Here is a 16,717-nt window from a genome sequence, read left to right as displayed (position 1 = left end):
ATTACGCCTCGACTCCTGCTGCGGCCGGCGCGTCGCGACGGGGGCCCCGACGCTCTCGCTGCGGCTTCTGGTTCGCCTGCTCGCGAGCGAGCTCGCGGTTGGTGAGCTCACCGTTGTAGATCCAGACCTTCACGCCGATGCGGCCGAAGGTCGTGCGGGCCTCGTAGAAGCCGTAGTCGATGTTCGACCGGAGCGTGTGCAGGGGCACGCGGCCCTCGCGGTACGACTCGCTGCGGCTCATCTCCGCGCCGCCGAGGCGGCCCGAGACCTTGATCTTCACGCCCTTGGCGCCGGCGCGCTGCGCCGACTGCAGGCCCTTGCGCATCGCGCGGCGGAACGCCACGCGAGCGCTGAGCTGCTCGGCGATGCCCTGCGCGACGAGCTGGGCCGACGCCTCGGGGTTCTTGACCTCGAGGATGTTCAGCTGGATCTGCTTGCCGGTGAGCTTCTCGAGGTCGGCGCGGATGCGCTCGGCCTCGGCGCCGCGGCGGCCGATCACGATGCCCGGGCGGGCGGTGTGGATGTCGACGCGGACCCGGTCACGGGTGCGCTCGATCTCGATGCGGGCGACGCCGGCGCGGTCGAGGCTCGTCTTGAGCATCTTGCGGATGCGGACGTCCTCGGCGACGTAGTCGGCGTAGCGCTGCCCCGGCTTCGTCGACTCGGCGAACCAGCGCGACACGTGGTCGGTGGTGATGCCGAGGCGGAAGCCGTACGGGTTGACCTTCTGTCCCATTACTTCTCGTCCTCCGTGGTCGGCGTCGCGAGCACGACGGTGATGTGGCTCGTCCGCTTGTTGATGCGGAACGCGCGACCCTGTGCACGCGGCTGGAACCGCTTGAGCGTGGTGCCCTCGTCGACGAACGCGCGGGCCACGTAGAGGTCCTGCTCGTCGAGGTACTCGTTCGCCTGGTCCGCCTTGACCCGGGCGTTCGCCATCGCCGAGGCGACGAGCTTGAACACGGGCTCCGAGGCGCCCTGCGGGGCGAACTTCAGGATCGCGAGGGCCTCTTCGGCCTGCTTGCCGCGGATCATGTCGACGACGCGGCGGGCCTTCTGAGGGGTCACGCGGATGTGACGAACGCGAGCGATCGACTCAACCATTGCCTTCTCCTTCTCCGTCGCCGCGTCAGCGGCGACGGCCCTTCTTGTCGTCCTTCACGTGACCGCGGAAGGTGCGGGTGGGCGCGAACTCGCCCAGCTTGTGGCCGACCATCGTCTCGGTGACGAAGACCGGGATGTGCTTGCGACCGTCGTGCACGGCGATCGTGTGGCCGAGCATGGCCGGCACGATCATCGAGCGGCGCGACCACGTCTTGATGACGTTCTTGCTGCCGGCCTCGTTCTGCCGAACCACCTTGGTGAGGAGGTGGTCGTCGACGAACGGACCCTTCTTGAGGCTGCGGGGCATCGGACTCTCCTACTAGCGCTTCTTCTTGCCGGTGGGGCGGCGACGGACGATGAGCTGGTCGCTCGGCTTGTTCGGGCGGCGCGTGCGGCCCTCGGCCTGGCCCCAGGGGCTGACGGGGTGGCGGCCACCGCTCGTCTTGCCCTCGCCACCGCCGTGCGGGTGGTCGACCGGGTTCATCGCGACACCGCGGACCGTCGGGCGGATGCCCTTCCAGCGGTTGCGGCCGGCCTTGCCCCAGTTGATGTTCGACTGCTCGGCGTTGCCGACCTCGCCGATCGTGGCACGGCAGCGCGCGTCGACGTTGCGGATCTCGCCCGACGGCAGGCGGAGCTGCGCGTAGGGGCCGTCCTTGGCGACGAGGCGCACCGAGGCGCCGGCCGAGCGCGCGAGCTTCGCGCCGCCACCGGGGCGGAGCTCGATCGCGTGCACGACGGTGCCCGTGGGGATGTTGCGCAGCGGCAGGTTGTTGCCCGGCTTGATGTCGGCGCCTGCGCCCGACTCCACGACGTCGCCCTGCGAGAGCTTGTTCGGGGCCAGGATGTAGCGCTTCGTGCCGTCCTCGAAGTGCAGCAGCGCGATGCGCGCCGTGCGGTTCGGGTCGTACTCGATGTGCGCGACGCGGGCGTTCACGCCGTCCTTGTCGTTGCGACGGAAGTCGATGACGCGGTACTGGCGCTTGTGACCGCCGCCGATGTGGCGGGTCGTGATGCGACCGGTGTTGTTGCGGCCGCCGGTCTTGGGCAGCGGGCGCAGCAGCGACTTCTCGGGCGTCGACCGGGTGATCTCAGCGAAGTCGGCGACGGAGGAGCCACGACGACCGGGGGTCGTCGGCTTGTACTTGCGGATTGCCATGCTCTTGTTCCTTCCGTCCTCAGCCGACAGCCGTGAAGATGTCGATCGAGCCGGACTTCAGCTTGACGATGGCGCGCTTGGTGTCCTTGCGCTTGCCGATGCCGAAGCGGGTGCGGCGCGCCTTGCCGACGCGGTTGAGGGTGTTCACGCGGGCGACCTTGACGCCGAAGATCTTCTCGATCGCCAGCTTGATCTCGGTCTTGGACGCGCGGGGGTCGACCTCGAAGGTGTAGCTGCCCATGTCGATGAGCGCGTAGCTCTTCTCGGACACGACGGGTCGGATGATGATGTCGCGAGGGTCCTTGTTGCCGCTCATCGGTTCTCGTCCTTGTCTGCCTCGTCGGCCGCGGCGACAGGCGCCTCGCCCTTGGTCTTCGCCGCGACGAACGCGTCGTAGGCGGTCTTGGAGAAGACGATGTCGTCGCTCACGAGCACGTCGTAGGCGTTGAGCTGGTCCCATGCGAGCACGTGCACCTCGGGGAGGTTGCGCACGGACAGGAAGCCGTTCTCCTCCGAGCGGTCGAGCACGAGCAGCACGTTCTTCGCGACGCCGAGCGCCTTGAGCGTCTCGACGGCGACGCGCGTCCTCGGCGTCTCGACGGCGCCGAAGGCCTCGACGATGTGGAGGCGGCCGCCGCGGGCGCGGTCGGAGAGGGCGCCGAGCAGGGCTGCGGCGATCATCTTCTTGGGGGTGCGCTGCGCGTAGTCGCGCGGCACGGGGCCGTGGACGATGCCACCGCCGCGGTGCTGCGGCATGCGGATCGAGCCCTGGCGCGCGCGGCCGGTGCCCTTCTGCTTGAAGGGCTTCGCGCCGGAGCCCGAGACCTCGCCGCGGCCCTTGACCGAGTGCGTGCCCTGGCGTGCGGCGGCGAGCTGCGCGACGACGACCTGGTGGATCAGCGGAACGTTCGTCTGCACGTCGAAGATGCTGGCGGGCAGCTCGACAGAGCCGGCCTGCTTGCCCTCGGCGTTGACGATGGCGACCTGTGCGGTCATGCTCAGGCTCCCTTCACAGCGTTGCGGACGAACACGAGTCGGCCGCGAGCGCCGGGGACGGCGCCCTTGACGAGCATGAGGCCCTGCTCGAGGTCGATCGAGTGGACCGTGAGGTTCATCACCGACACGCGAGCGCCACCCATGCGGCCGGCCATGCGCGTGCCGCGGAAGACGCGGCTGGGCGTGGCCGAGGCGCCGATGGAGCCCGGCTTGCGGTGGTTGCGGTGCGCACCGTGCGATGCGGAGACGCCGGCGAAGTTGTGACGCTTCATCACACCGGCGAAGCCCTTGCCCTTCGAGGTGCCGACGACGTCGATCTTCTGCCCGGGGGCGAAGAGGTCGACGCTCAGCTCCTGGCCGAGCTCGTACTCGCCGGCGTTGTCCGTGCGGACCTCGGCGAGGTGGCGGCGCGGCGTGACGCCGGCGGCGTTGAAGTGACCGGCCGCGGGCTGGTTGACCTTGCGCGGGTCGATCTGGCCGGCAGCGATCTGGATCGCGGCGTAGCCGTCCTTCTCGGGCGTGCGGATCTGCGTGACCACGTTCGGCGTGATCTCGAGCACCGTGACGGGGACGAGCTTGTTCTGCTCATCCCACACCTGGGTCATCCCGAGCTTCGTGCCGAGCAGGCCCCGCGTCGTCATGATCTTCGACATGGCGTTCCTTAGAGCTTGATCTCGATGTTGACGTCAGCAGGCAGGTCGAGGCGCATGAGCGAGTCGACGGCCTTGGGCGTCGGGTCGATGATGTCGATGAGACGCTTGTGCGTGCGCTTCTCGAAGTGCTCGCGGCTGTCCTTGTACTTGTGGGGCGAACGGATCACGACGACCACGTTCTTCTCGGTCGGCAGCGGCACGGGGCCCACCACCGTCGCGCCCGCACGGGTCACGGTGTCGACGATCTTCCGCGCCGACGAGTCGATGACCTCGTGGTCGTACGACTTCAGTCGGATGCGGATCTTCTGTCCCGCCATGGCTGACTCTCTTCCTGTCGACGCAGCGTTCTACGGCTGCTCGCAACGCACCTGTCAGTGCACCGCTGTTCTTCTGTCAATGCCCCTCGCGGAGCGCGCGCCGCCGCAGAGCATGGACATGCCCTGCTCTGCAACGGCGAAGTTCTTCGTTGGCTGCCCGCGGCCCAGGATCTCGATCGTCCTGTGCACTGCAGGGCAGTGAGCGGCGGTAGCGCCGCGTTTGCAACCTCACGATTCTCGCACGGATGCGAAGGTACGTGCAACCCGGGCGTGTCGCGCCGTGAGCCGCGTCATTCAGCGGGACTCGGGCGGATGCGGTGGGGCGCGCCTCCTCCTGGATCGGTGCGCCGCGCCCATCGCGGCGACGGGCATCCACGCAAGCGCAGCGCGCGGCGCGCAGGCTGGGAGCCCGGTGGGGCTTGCTAGCGTCGCGGCATGACCGACGCCGCTCTCCCCCACGACCCGAGCTGGCCGCGCGCCGGCGATTGGCCCGCGCTCGGCTCGGCCGACGGCCCGCTCGACGCCGTGCTCGTCGGGCTCGGGACCCACGCGACCTCGATCAGCCCCACCGCGGCGCACGGCACTCCCCCGGCCGTGCGCGCGGCGCTCCGCCGCTCCTCCCCGCACGCGGCGGGGGTCGACCTCGCGGCGCTGCGGCTCGCCGATGCGGGCGACGCCGCAGATCCCGACGGCGACGAGCCGGCCGCAGCAGCGCTCGTCGCGCGCGCCGCCGCGCGTGCCCGGCTCGTGCTCGGCATCGGCGGCGACAACGCCGCGACCGTGCCGGCCGCCCTCGGCGCGTGGGGCGAGCGCATCGGCACCGCGGGGCTCATCACGATCGACGCGCACCACGACCTGCGCGACGGCCGCAGCAACGGCTCGCCCGTGCGGCGGCTGCTCGAGGCGGGGCTCGACGGCCGCCGGGTCGTGCAGATCGGCATCCAGGACTTCGCGAACTCGGATGCGTACGCCCGCCGGGCGGCGGACGCGGGCATCACCGTCATCCGCCGCGACGCGTGCGAGGAGGCGCCGATTCGCGAGATCGCCGCGCGCGCGATCGCGATCGCCGCCGCGGCCGGCGGCCCCGTGCACGTCGACGTCGACGTCGACGCGTGCGACCGTGCCGCCGCGCCCGGCTGCCCCGCGTCGCTCCCCGGGGGCCTCTCCGCGTGGCAGCTGCGGCAGCTCGTCCGGGCGCTCGCGTCGGCATCCGAGGTGACCTCGATCGACTTCACCGAGGTCGACGCATCCGCCGACACTCCCGACGGCCGCACGGTGCGGCTCGTCGCCGTGTGCGTGCTCGAGGCGCTCGCGGGCCTCGCTTCGCGGCCCGCGGCGAGCGCGGCCTAGAGCCCGCGCATCGTGAACGCGGCGGCGAGCGCGCCGCGCGCGGGCGGCAGCCCCAGCACGCGCGTGAGGGCGAGCCGCGCGGCGCGTCCCGCGGGCGGCACCGGCGCGCCCATCCCCATGTTCCACGCCGCGCGCCGCATGGCCCGCAGCGCAGCGCGGCGCCGCGCCGCGGCGTAGCCCGCGAAGGGCTCTTCGCCGGTCGCCGACCCGATCGCGGAATCGAGCTCGAGCGCGTCGATCCAGCCGAGGCTCATGCCCTGCCCGCCGATCGGGCTCACCTCGTGCGCCGCGTCGCCCACGAGCGCGATCGGGCCGCGCGCGAAGGTCGTCGCCATGCGCTGCCGCGCGATGAACGCGCTCGCGGGGGCGCTCTGCGGCAGCCGTGGCGGCTCCGGGAGGCGCTCGGCGAGGATCGCCTGCAGCCGCTCGGCGCTCATGGCGGGCTCGGGATCGCGCAGCCGCGCGACCCAGCGCCGCTCGCCGCCGGGCAGCGGGAACGACTCGACGATGCCGTCGCGCTCGAGGTGCAGGAGGGCGATGCCGCGAGCGCCGGTGCCGTCGGGTCCGTCGGCCATCGCGTAGGGGCCGCTGCCGCGGCGCTCGCACACGCCGATGCCCGCGAGCCGGCGGACGGTGCTGCGGATGCCGTCGGCACCGACGAGCCAGCGCGCCTCGAGCCGAGCGCCCTCGGCGGTGATCGCGACCCCGCCCGGCACGGCGCGGAGGCCAGTCACCTCGGTGCCCTGCCGCAGCGCCCCGGGCGCGAGCGCCGCGAGCCGTTCGCGCAGCAGCGCCTCGGTGCGGTGCTGCGGCAGCGTGTGGATGAGGTCGTCGAAGCGCAGCCGCGCGAGCTGCCGGCCGCCCGCGAGCGCGATGCCGCCGCGGATCCGCTCCCCCTCGGCGCGCACGCGCCCGCCGACGCCCACCGCGTCGAGGGCCGCGAGGCCCGGCGGATGGATGCCGATGGCGCGCGAGCTCCGCGACGGCGTCGACCGCCGCTCGAGCACGACGGCGTCGAGGCCGCGCTGCGCGAGCAGGCAGCCGAGCAGCAGCCCGACGGCGCCGCCGCCCACGATCGCGACGTCGTGGCGCTCGGTCACGGGACTCGCCGGACGAGCTCGAGCCGGTAGGGGATGCCGCGGCGCACGCACCAGCCGGGCGGCGCGGCGGCGGCGAGCTCGCGCGCCGTGTGGCTGCGGCGGATGGACGCGAGCCCGTCGGCGCGGATGAAGGTGCCGCGCAGGAGCGTCGGCTCGAACGGGGCCGTGGCGGCCGCGAAGGCCGCGTAGGCGAGCGCCGAGCGCGCGATGTCGCCGTGCACCGCGACGCCGCCGCGACGCAGCAGCGCCTCCGAATCGGCGAGGATCGCCCCGAGCTCGACGCCCGAGAGGTGGTGGAGCACGTGGTTCGAGAGCACGACGTCGAAGCGCTCGCCCGCGCGCGCGAGGTCGAGGGTCGTCGCCTGTCGCAGCTCGAGGCCCGGCACGGGCGGCAGCGAGCGCGCGTACGCGATCGAGCGCGGGTCGGGATCGATCGCCACGACGCGGAGGTCGCCGTCGGCGGCCGCCCAGCGCAGCAGCCGGCGCGGCAGGTCGGCGCCGCCGGTGCCGACGTCGAGCAGCCGCACGGCGCCGCCCGCGCGCAGGCGTGGCCGCACCCACTCGCGGTAGACGGCACGGGGCGCCGAGACGATCGCGTTCACGAGGCCGAAGCGCGCGTAGGTGCGCTCGAGCGTCGCGGGATCGCACGCGGGGTCGTCCATCTCCTCCCGCACGTCGGGGTCGCGCGAGCGCAGGCACGGCAGCACGCTCAGCCCTCGACGGTCAGGAGCGCCGACTCGACGGTGAGGCCGGGGCCGAAGGCCATCGCGGCGATCCGGTCGCCGTCCTGCGCGGCGTCGCCCTCGAGGATGCGCTGCAGCACGAACAGCACGGTCGCGCTCGACATGTTGCCGAAGTCGCGGAGCGTGTCGCGCGCGGGCTCGAGCTGCGCCTCGGAGAGCGCGAGCGTCGACTCGACGTGGTCGAGGATGCTGCGGCCGCCGGGGTGGATGGCCCAGTGCTCGATCGAGCCGCCGACGGCGCCGCCGCGGAGCGCATCCACGAGCGGCCGCTCGGGCTCGAGCAGCGGCTCGATCGCGCCGGTCACGTGCTCGCCGATGAGCGAGGGCACCGCGTTCGAGAGCACCATCTCGAAGCCGTGGTCGCCGATGCGCCACGCCATGTCGCCCTCGCCCTGCGGCGTCGTGCGGGTCGCGAAGCGGTCGAGCCGCAGCGCGCGCTCCCCCGCCTCGAGCGCGCGCGACGAGACGATGCCGGCGCCCGCGCCATCGCCGAAGAGCGAGGTCGCGACGATCGTGTCGGGGTCGTTGGAGGTGCGCAGGTGCAGGGTGCACAGCTCGACGCTCACGACGAGGACGACCGCCGACGCATCCGCCTCGCACAGCTGTGCGGCGAGCCGCAGCGCCGGCATCGACGCGTAGCAGCCCATGAAGCCGAGGTGGTAGCGCTGCACGCCCGCGCGCAGGGCGAGGTCGCGCGCGAGCACGAAGTCCGGGCCCGGCGCGTAGAAGCCCGTGCAGGAGACGGTGATGACATGCGTGACGTCGCCCGCGTCGATGCCCGGCGTCGCCGCGAGCGCCGCCCGGCCGGCCTCGACGTAGAGGCGCGTGGCGTGCTCGGCGTAGCGGTCGTTGCGCAAGCGCGTGCCCGGGTCGAGGATGAGGCCCCGCGAGCGGTCGTAGAACTCCGGCTCCGCGACCTCGGGGCCGTGGGTCGAGAGCTCCTCGAGCACGGTGTAGCGGTGCTCGATGCCCGAGAGCCCGAAGGACGTCGAGACGATGCGCTGCGCGAGCCGGCTGAGGCCCGGCTGCGCGCCGAAGACCTCCGCGACCTCGGTCTGCTGGAGCTGCGTCGCCGGCACCGCCGTCGACAGGCCGCGAAGTCGCACCGTCATGGCGCGAGACTATGGCGCGCCGCCCTGAGGAACCTAGGAGCGCGGGCGGAGGACCGCTTCGCCGCGCCGCCACACCGCGTGCACGAGCGGCACGCCCGGCCGGTAGGCGAGGTGGGTGGCCGAAGGCGCGTCGAGCACCTGCAGGTCGGCGCGAGCGCCGGGGCGGAGGCGGCCGAGCGGCGGCAGCGGTGCGCCGTGGCGGTCGAAGCGGGGCGCGTCGCGGTCGAGCGCGACCGCACCGCCGAGGGTCGCGGCGCGCACGGCCTCCTCGACCGTGAGCCCCATCTGCAGCACCGCCGTCGCGACGCAGTACGCCATCGAGGTCGTGTAGCTCGAGCCCGGGTTGCAGTTGCTTGCGATCGCGACGACGGCGCCGGCGTCGAGCAGCCGGCGCGCCGGCGCGAGCGGCATGCGCGTCGAGAGGTCGCACGCGGGCAGCACGGTCGCGACCGTGCCGCGGCCGCCGTGCCACGAGCCTGCGAGCAGCGCGACCTCGTCGTCGTCGGCGAAGGCGACGTGGTCGACGCTCAGCGCGCCGAGCTCGACTGCGAGCCGCACGCCCGGGCCGGGCCCCAGCTGGTTGCCGTGCACGCGCATCGCGAGGCCGCGGTCCCTCGCGGCCTCGAGCACGCGCCTCGACTGCGCCTCGTCGAAGGCGCCGCGCTCGCAGAACACGTCGACGGCGTCGACGAGCGGCGCGACGGCCTCGAGCATCTCGCCCGCGACGAGGTCGACGTACCCGTCCGCCTCCGCCCCGTCGGGCACGAGGTGCGCGCCGAGGAACGTGACGGCGTCGGCGCGGCCGCGCGCGATGCGCGCCGAGCGCGCCTCGTCGGCGACGGTCAGGCCGTAGCCCGTCTTCACCTCGAGCGCCGTCGTGCCGCCGCGGAGCGCCTCGTCGGCGAGCCGGTCGAGGTTCGCGGCGAGCTCGGCGTCGCTCGCCGCGCGCGTCGCGGCGACGGTCGCGGCGATGCCGCCAGCGGCGTAGGGCTCCCCGGCCATGCGGGCCTCGAACTCGGCCGTGCGGTCGCCCGCGAAGACGAGGTGCGTGTGGCTGTCGACCCAGCCGGGCAGCACCGCGCGCCCGCCGACGTCGACCGCGTCGTCGGCGGCGGGTGCCTCGGCGGCGCTCCCGACCCACGCCACGAGCTCGCCGTCGAGCACGAGGGCCGCGTCGCGCATCCGACCGAGCTCGTCGTCGTTCGTGGTGAGCTCGCCGATGCCGGTCACGAGGGTCGCCATCGTCACGCCCCTCGGCGCATGGGGATGGGGATGCCCTGCAGCTGCGCGAACCGCTCGGCCTCGTCGTAGCCGGCGTCGGCGTGGCGGATGACGCCCATCGCGGGGTCGTTCGAGAGCACGCGCTCGAGCTTCTCCGCGGCGAGCGACGTGCCGTCGGCGACCGAGACCTGCCCCGCGTGGATCGAGCGGCCGATGCCGACGCCGCCGCCGTGGTGGATCGAGACCCAGCTCGCGCCCGAGGCGGTGTTGACGAGCGCGTTGAGCAGCGGCCAGTCGGCGATCGCGTCGGAGCCGTCGCGCATCGCCTCGGTCTCGCGGTAGGGGCTCGCGACCGAGCCGGAGTCGAGGTGGTCGCGGCCGATGACGATCGGCGCCGAGAGCGTGCCGTCGGCGACCATCTCGTTGAAGCGCAGCCCTGCGCGGTGGCGCTCGCCGGCCCCGAGCCAGCAGATGCGCGCGGGGAGCCCCTGGAAGTGCACGCGTTCCTGCGCCATGCGGATCCAGCGGTGGAGGTGGGCGTCGTCGGGGAAGAGCTCGAGGATCGCCTCGTCGGTGCGGCGGATGTCCTCGGGGTCGCCCGAGAGCGCCGCCCAGCGGAAGGGGCCCTTGCCCTCGCAGAACAGCGGCCGGATGTAGGCGGGCACGAAGCCGGGGAACGCGAAGGCGTCGGCGAAGCCGCCGAGCTGCGCCTCGGCGCGGATCGAGTTGCCGTAGTCGAAGGCCTCGGCGCCCGCGCGCTGGAAGCCGACCATCGCCTCGACGTGGCGCGCCATCGACGCGCGGGCGCGCTCGGTGAAGCCGGCCGGATCGCGCTCGCGCTCGGCGACCCAGTCCTCGAACGCGACGCCGCTCGGCAGGTACGCGAGCGGGTCGTGCGCGCTGGTCTGATCCGTGACGATGTCGATCGGCGCGCCCATCGCGAGCAGCTCCGGCACGACGTCGGCGGCGTTCGCGTGCAGGCCGATCGAGAGCGCCCTCCCGGCGTCCCTCGCCTCGATCGCGCGAGCGAGCGCATCCGTCACGTCCTCCGCCTCGACGTCGAGGTAGCGGTGCTCGATGCGCCTCGCGATGCGCGAGCGGTCGACCTCGACGCAGATCGCGACGCCGTCGTTCATCGTCACCGCGAGCGGCTGCGCGCCGCCCATGCCGCCGAGGCCCGCGGTGAGGGTGATCGTGCCGGCGAGCGAGTCGCGGCCGAGCGAGCGGGCGACGGCCGCGAAGGTCTCGAACGTGCCCTGCAGGATGCCCTGGGTGCCGATGTAGATCCAGCTGCCGGCCGTCATCTGGCCGTACATCGTGAGCCCCTCGGCCTCGAGCCGGCGGAACTCGGGCCACGTCGCCCAGTCGCCGACGAGGTTGGAGTTGGCGATGAGCACGCGCGGCGCCCACTCGTGGGTGCGCATGACGCCCACCGGGCGGCCCGACTGCACGAGCAGCGTCTCATCGGCCTCGAGGGCCTCGAGCTCGCGCACGATCGCGTCGAACGAGCGCCAGTCGCGCGCCGCGCGCCCGGTGCCGCCGTAGACGACGAGCTCGTCGGGGTGCTCGGCCACCTCGGGGTCGAGGTTGTTCTGCAGCATCCGCAGCGCCGCCTCCTGCGGCCAGCCCTTCGCGTGCAGCTCGGTGCCGCGGTGCGCCCTCACCTCTCGTGCGCCCTCCATGGCGTCCTCCTCCGTGTGTCGGTCGTGCTGTTTCCGTTGTGCAGGCGATCCGGCCGACCCGAGGGGAATGCTCCCTCGAGAGGCCGGGATCGCCTGCGAAGCGTCATCGCCGGGCGGGCGGGGCGTGGTCGTGCGACATCCACGCGTCGCCGCCGTCGGCGGTCCATGCCTCGCCGCCGCGCACCATCCCCGCTGCGATGAGCGCTCCGCCGCCGACGACGAAGGCGACGGATGCCTCGATGTCGCGGGCGAGGAAGCGGTCGGGCCCGATGCCCGGCACGCGACTGCGCAGCTGCTCGATGACCCGACCGGTCCGGGGCCCGGGCGGGTCGCTGCGCAGCTCGATGCCTCGCGCGGCTGTCATGACCTCGATCGCGAGCACGCGGCCGAGCCCGTCGATCGCGCGGCGCAGCTTGCGCGCGGCGCCCCAGCCCATCGACACGTGGTCCTCCTGCATCGCGCTCGAGGGGATCGAGTCGACCGAGGCGGGCGCCGCGAGCCGCTTGAGCTCGGAGACGATGCCCGCTTGCGTGTACTGCGCGATCATCAGGCCCGAGTCGACGCCCGGGTCGTCGGCGAGGAACGGCGGCAGCCCGTACGAGCGCGCCGGGTCGAGGAAGCGGTCGGAGCGGCGCTCGCTCATCGAGGCGACGTCGGCGATGGCGATCGCGAGGAAGTCGAGCACCGCCGCGATCGGCGCGCCGTGGAAGTTGCCGTTCGAGACGACCCGGCCGTCGGGCAGCACGACCGGGTTGTCGATCGCGCTGCCGAGCTCGATCTCGGCGACGCGCGCGGCGTGGGCGGCGGTGTCGCGCGCGGTGCCGTGCACCTGCGGCGCGCAGCGCAGCGAGTAGGCGTCCTGCACGCGCGTGTCCTCGGGCCCCTTGTGGCTCGCGACGACCGGGCTGCCCGCGAGCAGTGCCGCGATGTTCGCGGCGCTCGCGGCTTGCCCGGGGTGCGGGCGCAGCGCCATGAGCTCGGGCGCGAACGGCGCGTCGGTGCCGAGCAGCCCCTCGACGCTCATCGCCGCGGCGAGGTCGGCGGCGTCGAGCAGCTTGTCGAGGTCGGCGAGCGCGAGGCACAGCATCGCGAGCATGCCGTCGGTGCCGTTGACGAGCGCGAGCCCCTCCTTCTCGGCGAGCACGACGGGAGTGAGGCCGGCGCGCTCGAGCGCGGTCGACGCATCCATCACCTCGCCGCCGTACTCGACGACGCCCTCCCCCATCGCCGCGAGCGCGACGTGCGAGAGCGGCGCCAGGTCGCCAGAGCAGCCGAGCGAGCCGTACTCGCCGACGATCGGCGTGATGCCGGCGCCCAGCATGCCGGCGTAGAGCTCGGCGGTCGCGCGGCGCACGCCCGTGCGGCCGGTCGCGAGCGTCTGGAGCCGCAGCAGCATGAGGCCGCGCACGACCTCGCGCTCGACCGCCTCGCCGCTCGAGGCGGCGTGCGAGCGGATGAGCGACTGCTGCAGGCGCGCGCGGTCGCCGGGCGCGATCGCCGTGTTCGCGAGCGCCCCGAAGCCGGTCGAGATGCCGTAGTGGGGCCGGTCGTCGGCCGCGAGCGCGTCGATCACGTCGCGCGCCGCGTCGATGCGCGCGAGCGCCGCAACGCTCAGCTCGACGGGGGCGTCGAAGCGCGCGACCTGCACGACCTCGCGCCGAGTGAGGGGATTGTCACCGATGACCACTGCCATGGCCCCATCCCAGCGTGTGCGGTGCCGCGCCGCACCCGCTCGGCGCATACTGGTGTCTGAGATCTCAGACTCGGATGCGGGAGGCGGCACGGTGGGAGCGCCCAGGATGCCCGCGGCGCGCAGCGCCCTGCGGGTGCTCGCGCTGCTCGCCGAGCAGGCCGGCCCCGTGCGGGCGGCGACGATCGCGCGCGAGCTGGACCTGCCGCGCTCGAGCGCGTACCAGCTGCTGCAGGTGATGCGCGACGAGGGCTTCCTCGTGCACTACCCCGAGCTCGGCGCGTGGGGGCCGAGCGCACGCGTGCAGCAGCTCGGCTCCCGGGTCGCGGCCGCGACGCGGCTCGAGCGGCTCGCGCAGCCCATCCTCGACCGGCTCGTCGCGACCGCCGGCCTCCCGGCGACGAGCCATCTCGCGGTGCTCGCGGGCCGCGACGTCGCCTACGCGGGGCGCGGCGAGGGTCGGCGCTCGCCGGCGACGGTCTCGCGCGTCGGCGTGCGGCTCCCGGCGGTGCGCACCGCGACCGGCCGGGCGATGCTCGCGGCGCTCGGTCCCGACCAGGTGCGGGCGCTGCTGCCGCACGACCGCGACCTCGAGGGCGAGCGGCCGGCGACGCGCGCGGCGCTCACCGCGATGCTCGCAGGCGTCCGCCGGCGCGGCTTCGCGATCGAGGAGGGCGAGGTGGATGCGACGTACGGCTCGGTCGCGGCCGCCGCGCGGGACGCTGCGGGGCACCCGGCGGCAGCAGTGGGGCTCACGTTCCGGCTCGCCGACGCCGAGTCGCACGACTGGGCGTCGCTCGGTGCGCGCTGCGCGGACGCCGCCGCCGAGCTCACGCGGAGGCTCGGCGGCGGCTGAGCCGGGGGCTCGACCCGGTCAGGCGAGGCGCGTCTCGATCGGCGTCGGGTTCGAGAGCAGGTCGTGCACGGGGCAGTGCGCGTCGACGACGCGCCGCAGCTCCTCGAAGCGCTCGCGCTCGTGCGGCCCGTCGATGTCGACCACGACGCGCACCCCCGCGAAGCCCGGGCGCACGTCGTCGGCCCCGAAGAGGCCGCGCACGTCGAGCTCGCCCTCCGCGCGCAGCTCCAGCCGATCGATCGTCAGGCCGAGGCGCTGGGCGTAGAGGCGGTAGACGACCGTCTGGCACGCGAGCAGCGCGCCGAGCGCCGCCTCGACGGGGCTCGCCCCGGCGTCGTCACCCGCCAGGCCGGCGGGCTCGTCGATGAGCCACGAGTGCCGTCCCGCGGTGATGCGCGTCGCGACGGCGCCCTCGGGGTCGCCCGAGACCGCCACGGCGAGGCGCGCGCTGCCAGGGTCGGCTGCGAGCCGGTCACCCCAGGCACGCTCGGCGCTCTCGAGGCGAGCCGCGCGATCGGCGGCGGAGACGACGACGGGGGATGCGGTGGTGACGGACATGCGGTGCTCCTTCGGTTCGGGATCTACACGCTCGCACGGACGCGGCGGGCCGAGCAGCCCGCCGCGTCACACCGCGTCACACCGCGTCGCCGCGCGTCACACCGGTCGCTCGTCGGCGTCAGGACCCGGCGGCTCGGAGCCCTCGACCACCGCGGCGGCGGCGTCGTCGGGCTCGAGCTCGGCGTTGGCCGTCGCGTCGTCGCGCTCGATGGCCGCGCGGGCGAGGTCCGAGAGCTCGTCGTACGAGCGTCCCGAGAGGTCGCCCGAGACGCCCTCCGGCGCGTCGGCGTCGAGCGCGAGCTCGGGCGCCTCGTCGTCGTCGCGGGAGCGCTCCGGCTCCTCGATGTCCTCGAAGCCTTCCATGGGCTCGATGTCGTCGTGCTGCACGTCTCCCCCTCTCAGGGCTGCGCCCTGTCGATGTCGTCGAGCGCGCTCGCGTCGCCCGCCGGGTCGCCGACGGGCGCGGCGGGGTCGAGCGTGCCGGGGCCCTGCGGCGCCGCGGGCGCCGTGGGCGCGCCGGGTGCGGTCGGATCGGGAGCGGCGGGGTCGGGCTCCGCGACGCCCGCGTCGCCGGAGCCGGCAGGCCCGCCCGGCACGTCGGGCGCGCCGGGGCCCGGCTGGAGCGACGAGCCGGAGGAGCCGACGGCCGCGCCGGGCTGCTCGGCCTCGAGCTCCTCGATGCGCGCGCGATGCTCGTCGATGCGCTCGAGGCCCTCGTCGACGGTGCGCTCGTATCGCTCGCCGGTCGCATCGGCGACGAAGTCCGACTGCCCATCCCGATCCGCGTTCGGATAGGGCAGGCCGGGCTCACCGCCCGCGGGCAGCTGGCGGTCGTCCTCCGGCGGGTGGTCGCCGCCGCGGCGCACGGGCACCGTGTCGAGCGGGTCGGTGCCGTCGGGGCGCTTGGGCTCGTCGTCGAGGGGCTGGTCGCCGCCGTCACGGATGGGGCTGTCTGCCATGCTCGCACCTCCAGGTCAAGGCCGGCACCGGTGCGCCGGCTCCGCTCCCAGCCAAGCACCGCCGGCTGGGAGCGGCATCAGTCAGTCGCCGCGCACGTCGACGGCGCCGCCGTCGAAGGGGTCGCCGAAGCCGCTCGCGTCGACGTCGGCATCGCCGGCCTCGCCCGTGCCCAGCGCGTCGGGCTCGGTCGCGGGCGAGCGGGTGCCCTCGGGCCCGAAGCCGTCGCCGCCCTCCTCCGAGCCGGTGTGATCAGCGGCGGCCCAGGCCCCGCTCGTCGCCTCGGTGTCCGCGCTCGGCACGTTCGGGTCGGTGCTCGTCTCGTCCGAGCCGGTGCCGTCAGCGCCGATGAGCTCGTTCGCGGGCGATCGCGTGCCCGGCATCTCGTCGTCGCGCTGCTCGCGCGCCTCGTCGGCGAGGTCCTCGAATCCAGCCATGCTGCAGCTCTCCTCTCGCGCGGCCGCGATCGCGGTCGCTGCGACCAGCCAACCCGACGCGGCTGGGAGCGCGCTCCCCGCGCTCGGGGACGGCGGGGCTCAGGAGACGGCGAGCCACCAGATGCCGGCGACCGCCTGCGCGATCGCGATGACGATCGCGATCGCGACGAGGGTCACGTGCACGGTGAGGAACCTCGTCGGCCGCCCCGCCGAGTCGCGGGCGCGCTCGTCGCGCGCGACGCGCCGGAGGAAGGCGGGCCAGACGACGACGCTGAACGCGGCGCCGACGAGCAGCAGGATCGCGCCGAGCGTGCCGACAGCCTCAGGCATCGCGCGTCCCGTCGTCCTCGCGACGCCAAGCGATGCGGACGAGCCTGCGCAGCACGTCCTCGTCGATGCCGTCGAGGCGCTTGACGTACAGGCACCCCGCGCCCTCGGTGTACTCGCCGAGCTCCGGCAGCAGCGCCTCGCCCTCCGGGCGGTCCTTGAGCCCGTAGAGCGTGAGCGCAGCCTTCCGCGGCGAGAGCGCGACCTTGGGCCAGTCGCCGGTCGAGGAGCCGGACGGGGAGACGTAGCGGAACGAGCCGAAGCCGACCATCGACGGCCCCCACATGACGGGCTCGGCGCCCGTCTCCTCGCGGATGATCGCCACGAGCCGCTTCGCGTCCTCCGCGCGCCGCGCGGGCTGCGCGGCGTCCAGGAAGTCGGCGACGCTCGCGTCGGTCGGCTTCGTCTTCGGCTCTGCCATGACGACAGGCTAGTCGCCGCACGCGCGAGTGCGC

Annotated in this window: 22 protein-coding genes; 2 read left to right on the top strand and 20 right to left on the bottom strand. The window is 74.2% G+C overall.

The features are described from left to right. Position 1: 1 nt before the first annotated feature. From rpsC to rpsJ, 8 genes are read right to left on the bottom strand one after another with little or no spacing between them, the layout of a single operon-like run. Positions 2 to 736 carry a 30S ribosomal protein S3 gene (gene rpsC, locus ACP7BI_RS04215; RefSeq protein WP_021010889.1) on the bottom strand — a complete coding sequence of 245 codons (735 nt, stop codon included), beginning with the start codon at positions 734 to 736 and terminating at the stop codon, positions 2 to 4. Continuing rightward, positions 736 to 1,104: a 50S ribosomal protein L22 gene (rplV, locus tag ACP7BI_RS04210; RefSeq protein ID WP_021010890.1), complete on the bottom strand. Its 369-nt coding sequence runs from the start codon at positions 1,102 to 1,104 to the stop codon at positions 736 to 738. The genes rpsC and rplV overlap by 1 nt, the downstream gene beginning before the upstream one ends. A gap of 25 nt (positions 1,105 to 1,129) precedes the next feature. Next, on the bottom strand, positions 1,130 to 1,411 hold the full coding sequence (rpsS, locus tag ACP7BI_RS04205) for a 30S ribosomal protein S19 (protein ID WP_021010891.1): 282 nt from the start codon (positions 1,409 to 1,411) through the stop codon (positions 1,130 to 1,132). A gap of 12 nt (positions 1,412 to 1,423) precedes the next feature. Next, entirely contained in the window at positions 1,424 to 2,263 is an 840-nt protein-coding gene (gene rplB / locus ACP7BI_RS04200; protein ID WP_021010892.1) for a 50S ribosomal protein L2, read from the bottom strand. A 19-nt stretch (positions 2,264 to 2,282) separates the two neighbouring features. Next, a complete protein-coding gene (gene rplW, locus ACP7BI_RS04195) occupies positions 2,283 to 2,579 on the bottom strand; it encodes a 50S ribosomal protein L23 (protein WP_021010893.1) in 297 nt (98 codons plus the stop codon). After that, positions 2,576 to 3,259 carry a 50S ribosomal protein L4 gene (rplD, locus tag ACP7BI_RS04190; protein WP_425843947.1) on the bottom strand — a complete coding sequence of 228 codons (684 nt, stop codon included), beginning with the start codon at positions 3,257 to 3,259 and terminating at the stop codon, positions 2,576 to 2,578. The genes rplW and rplD overlap by 4 nt, the downstream gene beginning before the upstream one ends. 2 nt (positions 3,260 to 3,261) lie before the next feature. Further along, positions 3,262 to 3,912 carry a 50S ribosomal protein L3 gene (gene rplC, locus ACP7BI_RS04185; protein WP_211446675.1) on the bottom strand — a complete coding sequence of 217 codons (651 nt, stop codon included), beginning with the start codon at positions 3,910 to 3,912 and terminating at the stop codon, positions 3,262 to 3,264. An 8-nt stretch (positions 3,913 to 3,920) separates the two neighbouring features. Continuing rightward, positions 3,921 to 4,229: a 30S ribosomal protein S10 gene (gene rpsJ / locus ACP7BI_RS04180; protein ID WP_021010896.1), complete on the bottom strand. Its 309-nt coding sequence runs from the start codon at positions 4,227 to 4,229 to the stop codon at positions 3,921 to 3,923. 435 nt (positions 4,230 to 4,664) lie between these two features. Between rpsJ and ACP7BI_RS04175 the strand changes: the two genes are divergently transcribed. Then, positions 4,665 to 5,579, top strand: coding sequence for an arginase family protein (locus ACP7BI_RS04175; RefSeq protein WP_425843946.1), 915 nt, complete (start codon positions 4,665 to 4,667; stop codon positions 5,577 to 5,579). Here the strand turns inward: ACP7BI_RS04175 and ACP7BI_RS04170 are convergent. The 6 genes from ACP7BI_RS04170 to hutH form a co-directional block, all read right to left on the bottom strand. After that, positions 5,576 to 6,679: an FAD-dependent oxidoreductase gene (locus ACP7BI_RS04170; RefSeq protein ID WP_425843945.1), complete on the bottom strand. Its 1,104-nt coding sequence runs from the start codon at positions 6,677 to 6,679 to the stop codon at positions 5,576 to 5,578. The two genes, ACP7BI_RS04175 and ACP7BI_RS04170, sit on opposite strands and share 4 nt — an antisense overlap. Next, positions 6,676 to 7,386: a methyltransferase domain-containing protein gene (locus tag ACP7BI_RS04165; protein ID WP_425843944.1), complete on the bottom strand. Its 711-nt coding sequence runs from the start codon at positions 7,384 to 7,386 to the stop codon at positions 6,676 to 6,678. The genes ACP7BI_RS04170 and ACP7BI_RS04165 overlap by 4 nt, the downstream gene beginning before the upstream one ends. Positions 7,387 to 7,388: 2 nt before the next feature. Beyond that, the gene (locus tag ACP7BI_RS04160; RefSeq protein WP_425843943.1) at positions 7,389 to 8,534 is read right to left on the bottom strand and encodes a type III polyketide synthase; all 1,146 of its coding nucleotides are present in this window, start codon (positions 8,532 to 8,534) and stop codon (positions 7,389 to 7,391) included. A gap of 33 nt (positions 8,535 to 8,567) precedes the next feature. Further along, positions 8,568 to 9,776: an imidazolonepropionase gene (hutI, locus tag ACP7BI_RS04155; protein ID WP_425843941.1), complete on the bottom strand. Its 1,209-nt coding sequence runs from the start codon at positions 9,774 to 9,776 to the stop codon at positions 8,568 to 8,570. Positions 9,777 to 9,778: 2 nt separating this feature from the next. Continuing rightward, complete coding sequence (hutU, locus tag ACP7BI_RS04150) at positions 9,779 to 11,437, bottom strand: urocanate hydratase (protein WP_425843940.1); 1,659 nt, start codon at positions 11,435 to 11,437, stop codon at positions 9,779 to 9,781. 103 nt (positions 11,438 to 11,540) lie between these two features. After that, the gene (gene hutH / locus ACP7BI_RS04145; RefSeq protein ID WP_425843939.1) at positions 11,541 to 13,130 is read right to left on the bottom strand and encodes a histidine ammonia-lyase; all 1,590 of its coding nucleotides are present in this window, start codon (positions 13,128 to 13,130) and stop codon (positions 11,541 to 11,543) included. A gap of 52 nt (positions 13,131 to 13,182) precedes the next feature. Between hutH and ACP7BI_RS04140 the strand changes: the two genes are divergently transcribed. Next, positions 13,183 to 13,983, top strand: coding sequence for an IclR family transcriptional regulator (locus ACP7BI_RS04140; RefSeq protein WP_425843938.1), 801 nt, complete (start codon positions 13,183 to 13,185; stop codon positions 13,981 to 13,983). Positions 13,984 to 14,001: 18 nt separating this feature from the next. On the opposite strand, the gene ACP7BI_RS04135 is transcribed toward ACP7BI_RS04140, so the two are convergent. The 6 genes from ACP7BI_RS04135 to ACP7BI_RS04110 all read right to left on the bottom strand — a co-directional run bounded on the left by ACP7BI_RS04135 (position 14,002) and on the right by ACP7BI_RS04110 (position 16,683). Further along, a complete protein-coding gene (locus ACP7BI_RS04135) occupies positions 14,002 to 14,541 on the bottom strand; it encodes an OsmC family protein (protein WP_425843936.1) in 540 nt (179 codons plus the stop codon). A gap of 96 nt (positions 14,542 to 14,637) precedes the next feature. Beyond that, positions 14,638 to 14,928 carry a hypothetical protein gene (locus tag ACP7BI_RS04130; protein WP_425843935.1) on the bottom strand — a complete coding sequence of 97 codons (291 nt, stop codon included), beginning with the start codon at positions 14,926 to 14,928 and terminating at the stop codon, positions 14,638 to 14,640. Positions 14,929 to 14,939: 11 nt separating this feature from the next. Then, complete coding sequence (locus ACP7BI_RS04125; protein ID WP_425843934.1) at positions 14,940 to 15,500, bottom strand: hypothetical protein; 561 nt, start codon at positions 15,498 to 15,500, stop codon at positions 14,940 to 14,942. Positions 15,501 to 15,581: 81 nt separating this feature from the next. Beyond that, complete coding sequence (locus ACP7BI_RS04120) at positions 15,582 to 15,935, bottom strand: hypothetical protein (RefSeq protein WP_425843933.1); 354 nt, start codon at positions 15,933 to 15,935, stop codon at positions 15,582 to 15,584. Between the two features lie 99 nt (positions 15,936 to 16,034). After that, complete coding sequence (locus tag ACP7BI_RS04115; protein ID WP_425843932.1) at positions 16,035 to 16,265, bottom strand: SCO4848 family membrane protein; 231 nt, start codon at positions 16,263 to 16,265, stop codon at positions 16,035 to 16,037. Beyond that, positions 16,258 to 16,683, bottom strand: coding sequence for a DUF1801 domain-containing protein (locus ACP7BI_RS04110; protein WP_425843931.1), 426 nt, complete (start codon positions 16,681 to 16,683; stop codon positions 16,258 to 16,260). The genes ACP7BI_RS04115 and ACP7BI_RS04110 overlap by 8 nt, the downstream gene beginning before the upstream one ends. Between the last annotated feature and the right edge of the window lie 34 nt (positions 16,684 to 16,717).

This window comes from Agrococcus sp. TSP3-2-1, from assembly GCF_049897585.1.
Lineage (GTDB): Bacteria > Actinomycetota > Actinomycetes > Actinomycetales > Microbacteriaceae > Agrococcus.
Note: the sequence above shows the minus strand (reverse complement) of the source record. Positions and strands in the feature narration are given on the sequence as shown.

Bases quoted from the DNA above. Each gene is read 5' to 3' on its own strand.
- rpsC (WP_021010889.1), bottom strand. From the start codon at position 736: ATGGGACAGAAGGTCAACCCGTACGGCTTCCGCCTCGGCATCACCACC.
- rplV (WP_021010890.1), bottom strand. From the start codon at position 1,104: ATGGTTGAGTCGATCGCTCGCGTTCGTCACATCCGCGTGACCCCTCAG.
- rpsS (WP_021010891.1), bottom strand. From the start codon at position 1,411: ATGCCCCGCAGCCTCAAGAAGGGTCCGTTCGTCGACGACCACCTCCTC.
- rplB (WP_021010892.1), bottom strand. From the start codon at position 2,263: ATGGCAATCCGCAAGTACAAGCCGACGACCCCCGGTCGTCGTGGCTCC.
- rplW (WP_021010893.1), bottom strand. From the start codon at position 2,579: ATGAGCGGCAACAAGGACCCTCGCGACATCATCATCCGACCCGTCGTG.
- rplD (WP_425843947.1), bottom strand. From the start codon at position 3,259: ATGACCGCACAGGTCGCCATCGTCAACGCCGAGGGCAAGCAGGCCGGC.
- rplC (WP_211446675.1), bottom strand. From the start codon at position 3,912: ATGTCGAAGATCATGACGACGCGGGGCCTGCTCGGCACGAAGCTCGGG.
- rpsJ (WP_021010896.1), bottom strand. From the start codon at position 4,229: ATGGCGGGACAGAAGATCCGCATCCGACTGAAGTCGTACGACCACGAG.
- ACP7BI_RS04175 (WP_425843946.1), top strand. From the start codon at position 4,665: ATGACCGACGCCGCTCTCCCCCACGACCCGAGCTGGCCGCGCGCCGGC.
- ACP7BI_RS04160 (WP_425843943.1), bottom strand. From the start codon at position 8,534: ATGACGGTGCGACTTCGCGGCCTGTCGACGGCGGTGCCGGCGACGCAG.
- hutI (WP_425843941.1), bottom strand. From the start codon at position 9,776: ATGGCGACCCTCGTGACCGGCATCGGCGAGCTCACCACGAACGACGAC.
- hutU (WP_425843940.1), bottom strand. From the start codon at position 11,437: ATGGAGGGCGCACGAGAGGTGAGGGCGCACCGCGGCACCGAGCTGCAC.
- hutH (WP_425843939.1), bottom strand. From the start codon at position 13,130: ATGGCAGTGGTCATCGGTGACAATCCCCTCACTCGGCGCGAGGTCGTG.
- ACP7BI_RS04135 (WP_425843936.1), bottom strand. From the start codon at position 14,541: ATGTCCGTCACCACCGCATCCCCCGTCGTCGTCTCCGCCGCCGATCGC.
- ACP7BI_RS04125 (WP_425843934.1), bottom strand. From the start codon at position 15,500: ATGGCAGACAGCCCCATCCGTGACGGCGGCGACCAGCCCCTCGACGAC.
- ACP7BI_RS04120 (WP_425843933.1), bottom strand. From the start codon at position 15,935: ATGGCTGGATTCGAGGACCTCGCCGACGAGGCGCGCGAGCAGCGCGAC.
- ACP7BI_RS04115 (WP_425843932.1), bottom strand. From the start codon at position 16,265: ATGCCTGAGGCTGTCGGCACGCTCGGCGCGATCCTGCTGCTCGTCGGC.
- ACP7BI_RS04110 (WP_425843931.1), bottom strand. From the start codon at position 16,683: ATGGCAGAGCCGAAGACGAAGCCGACCGACGCGAGCGTCGCCGACTTC.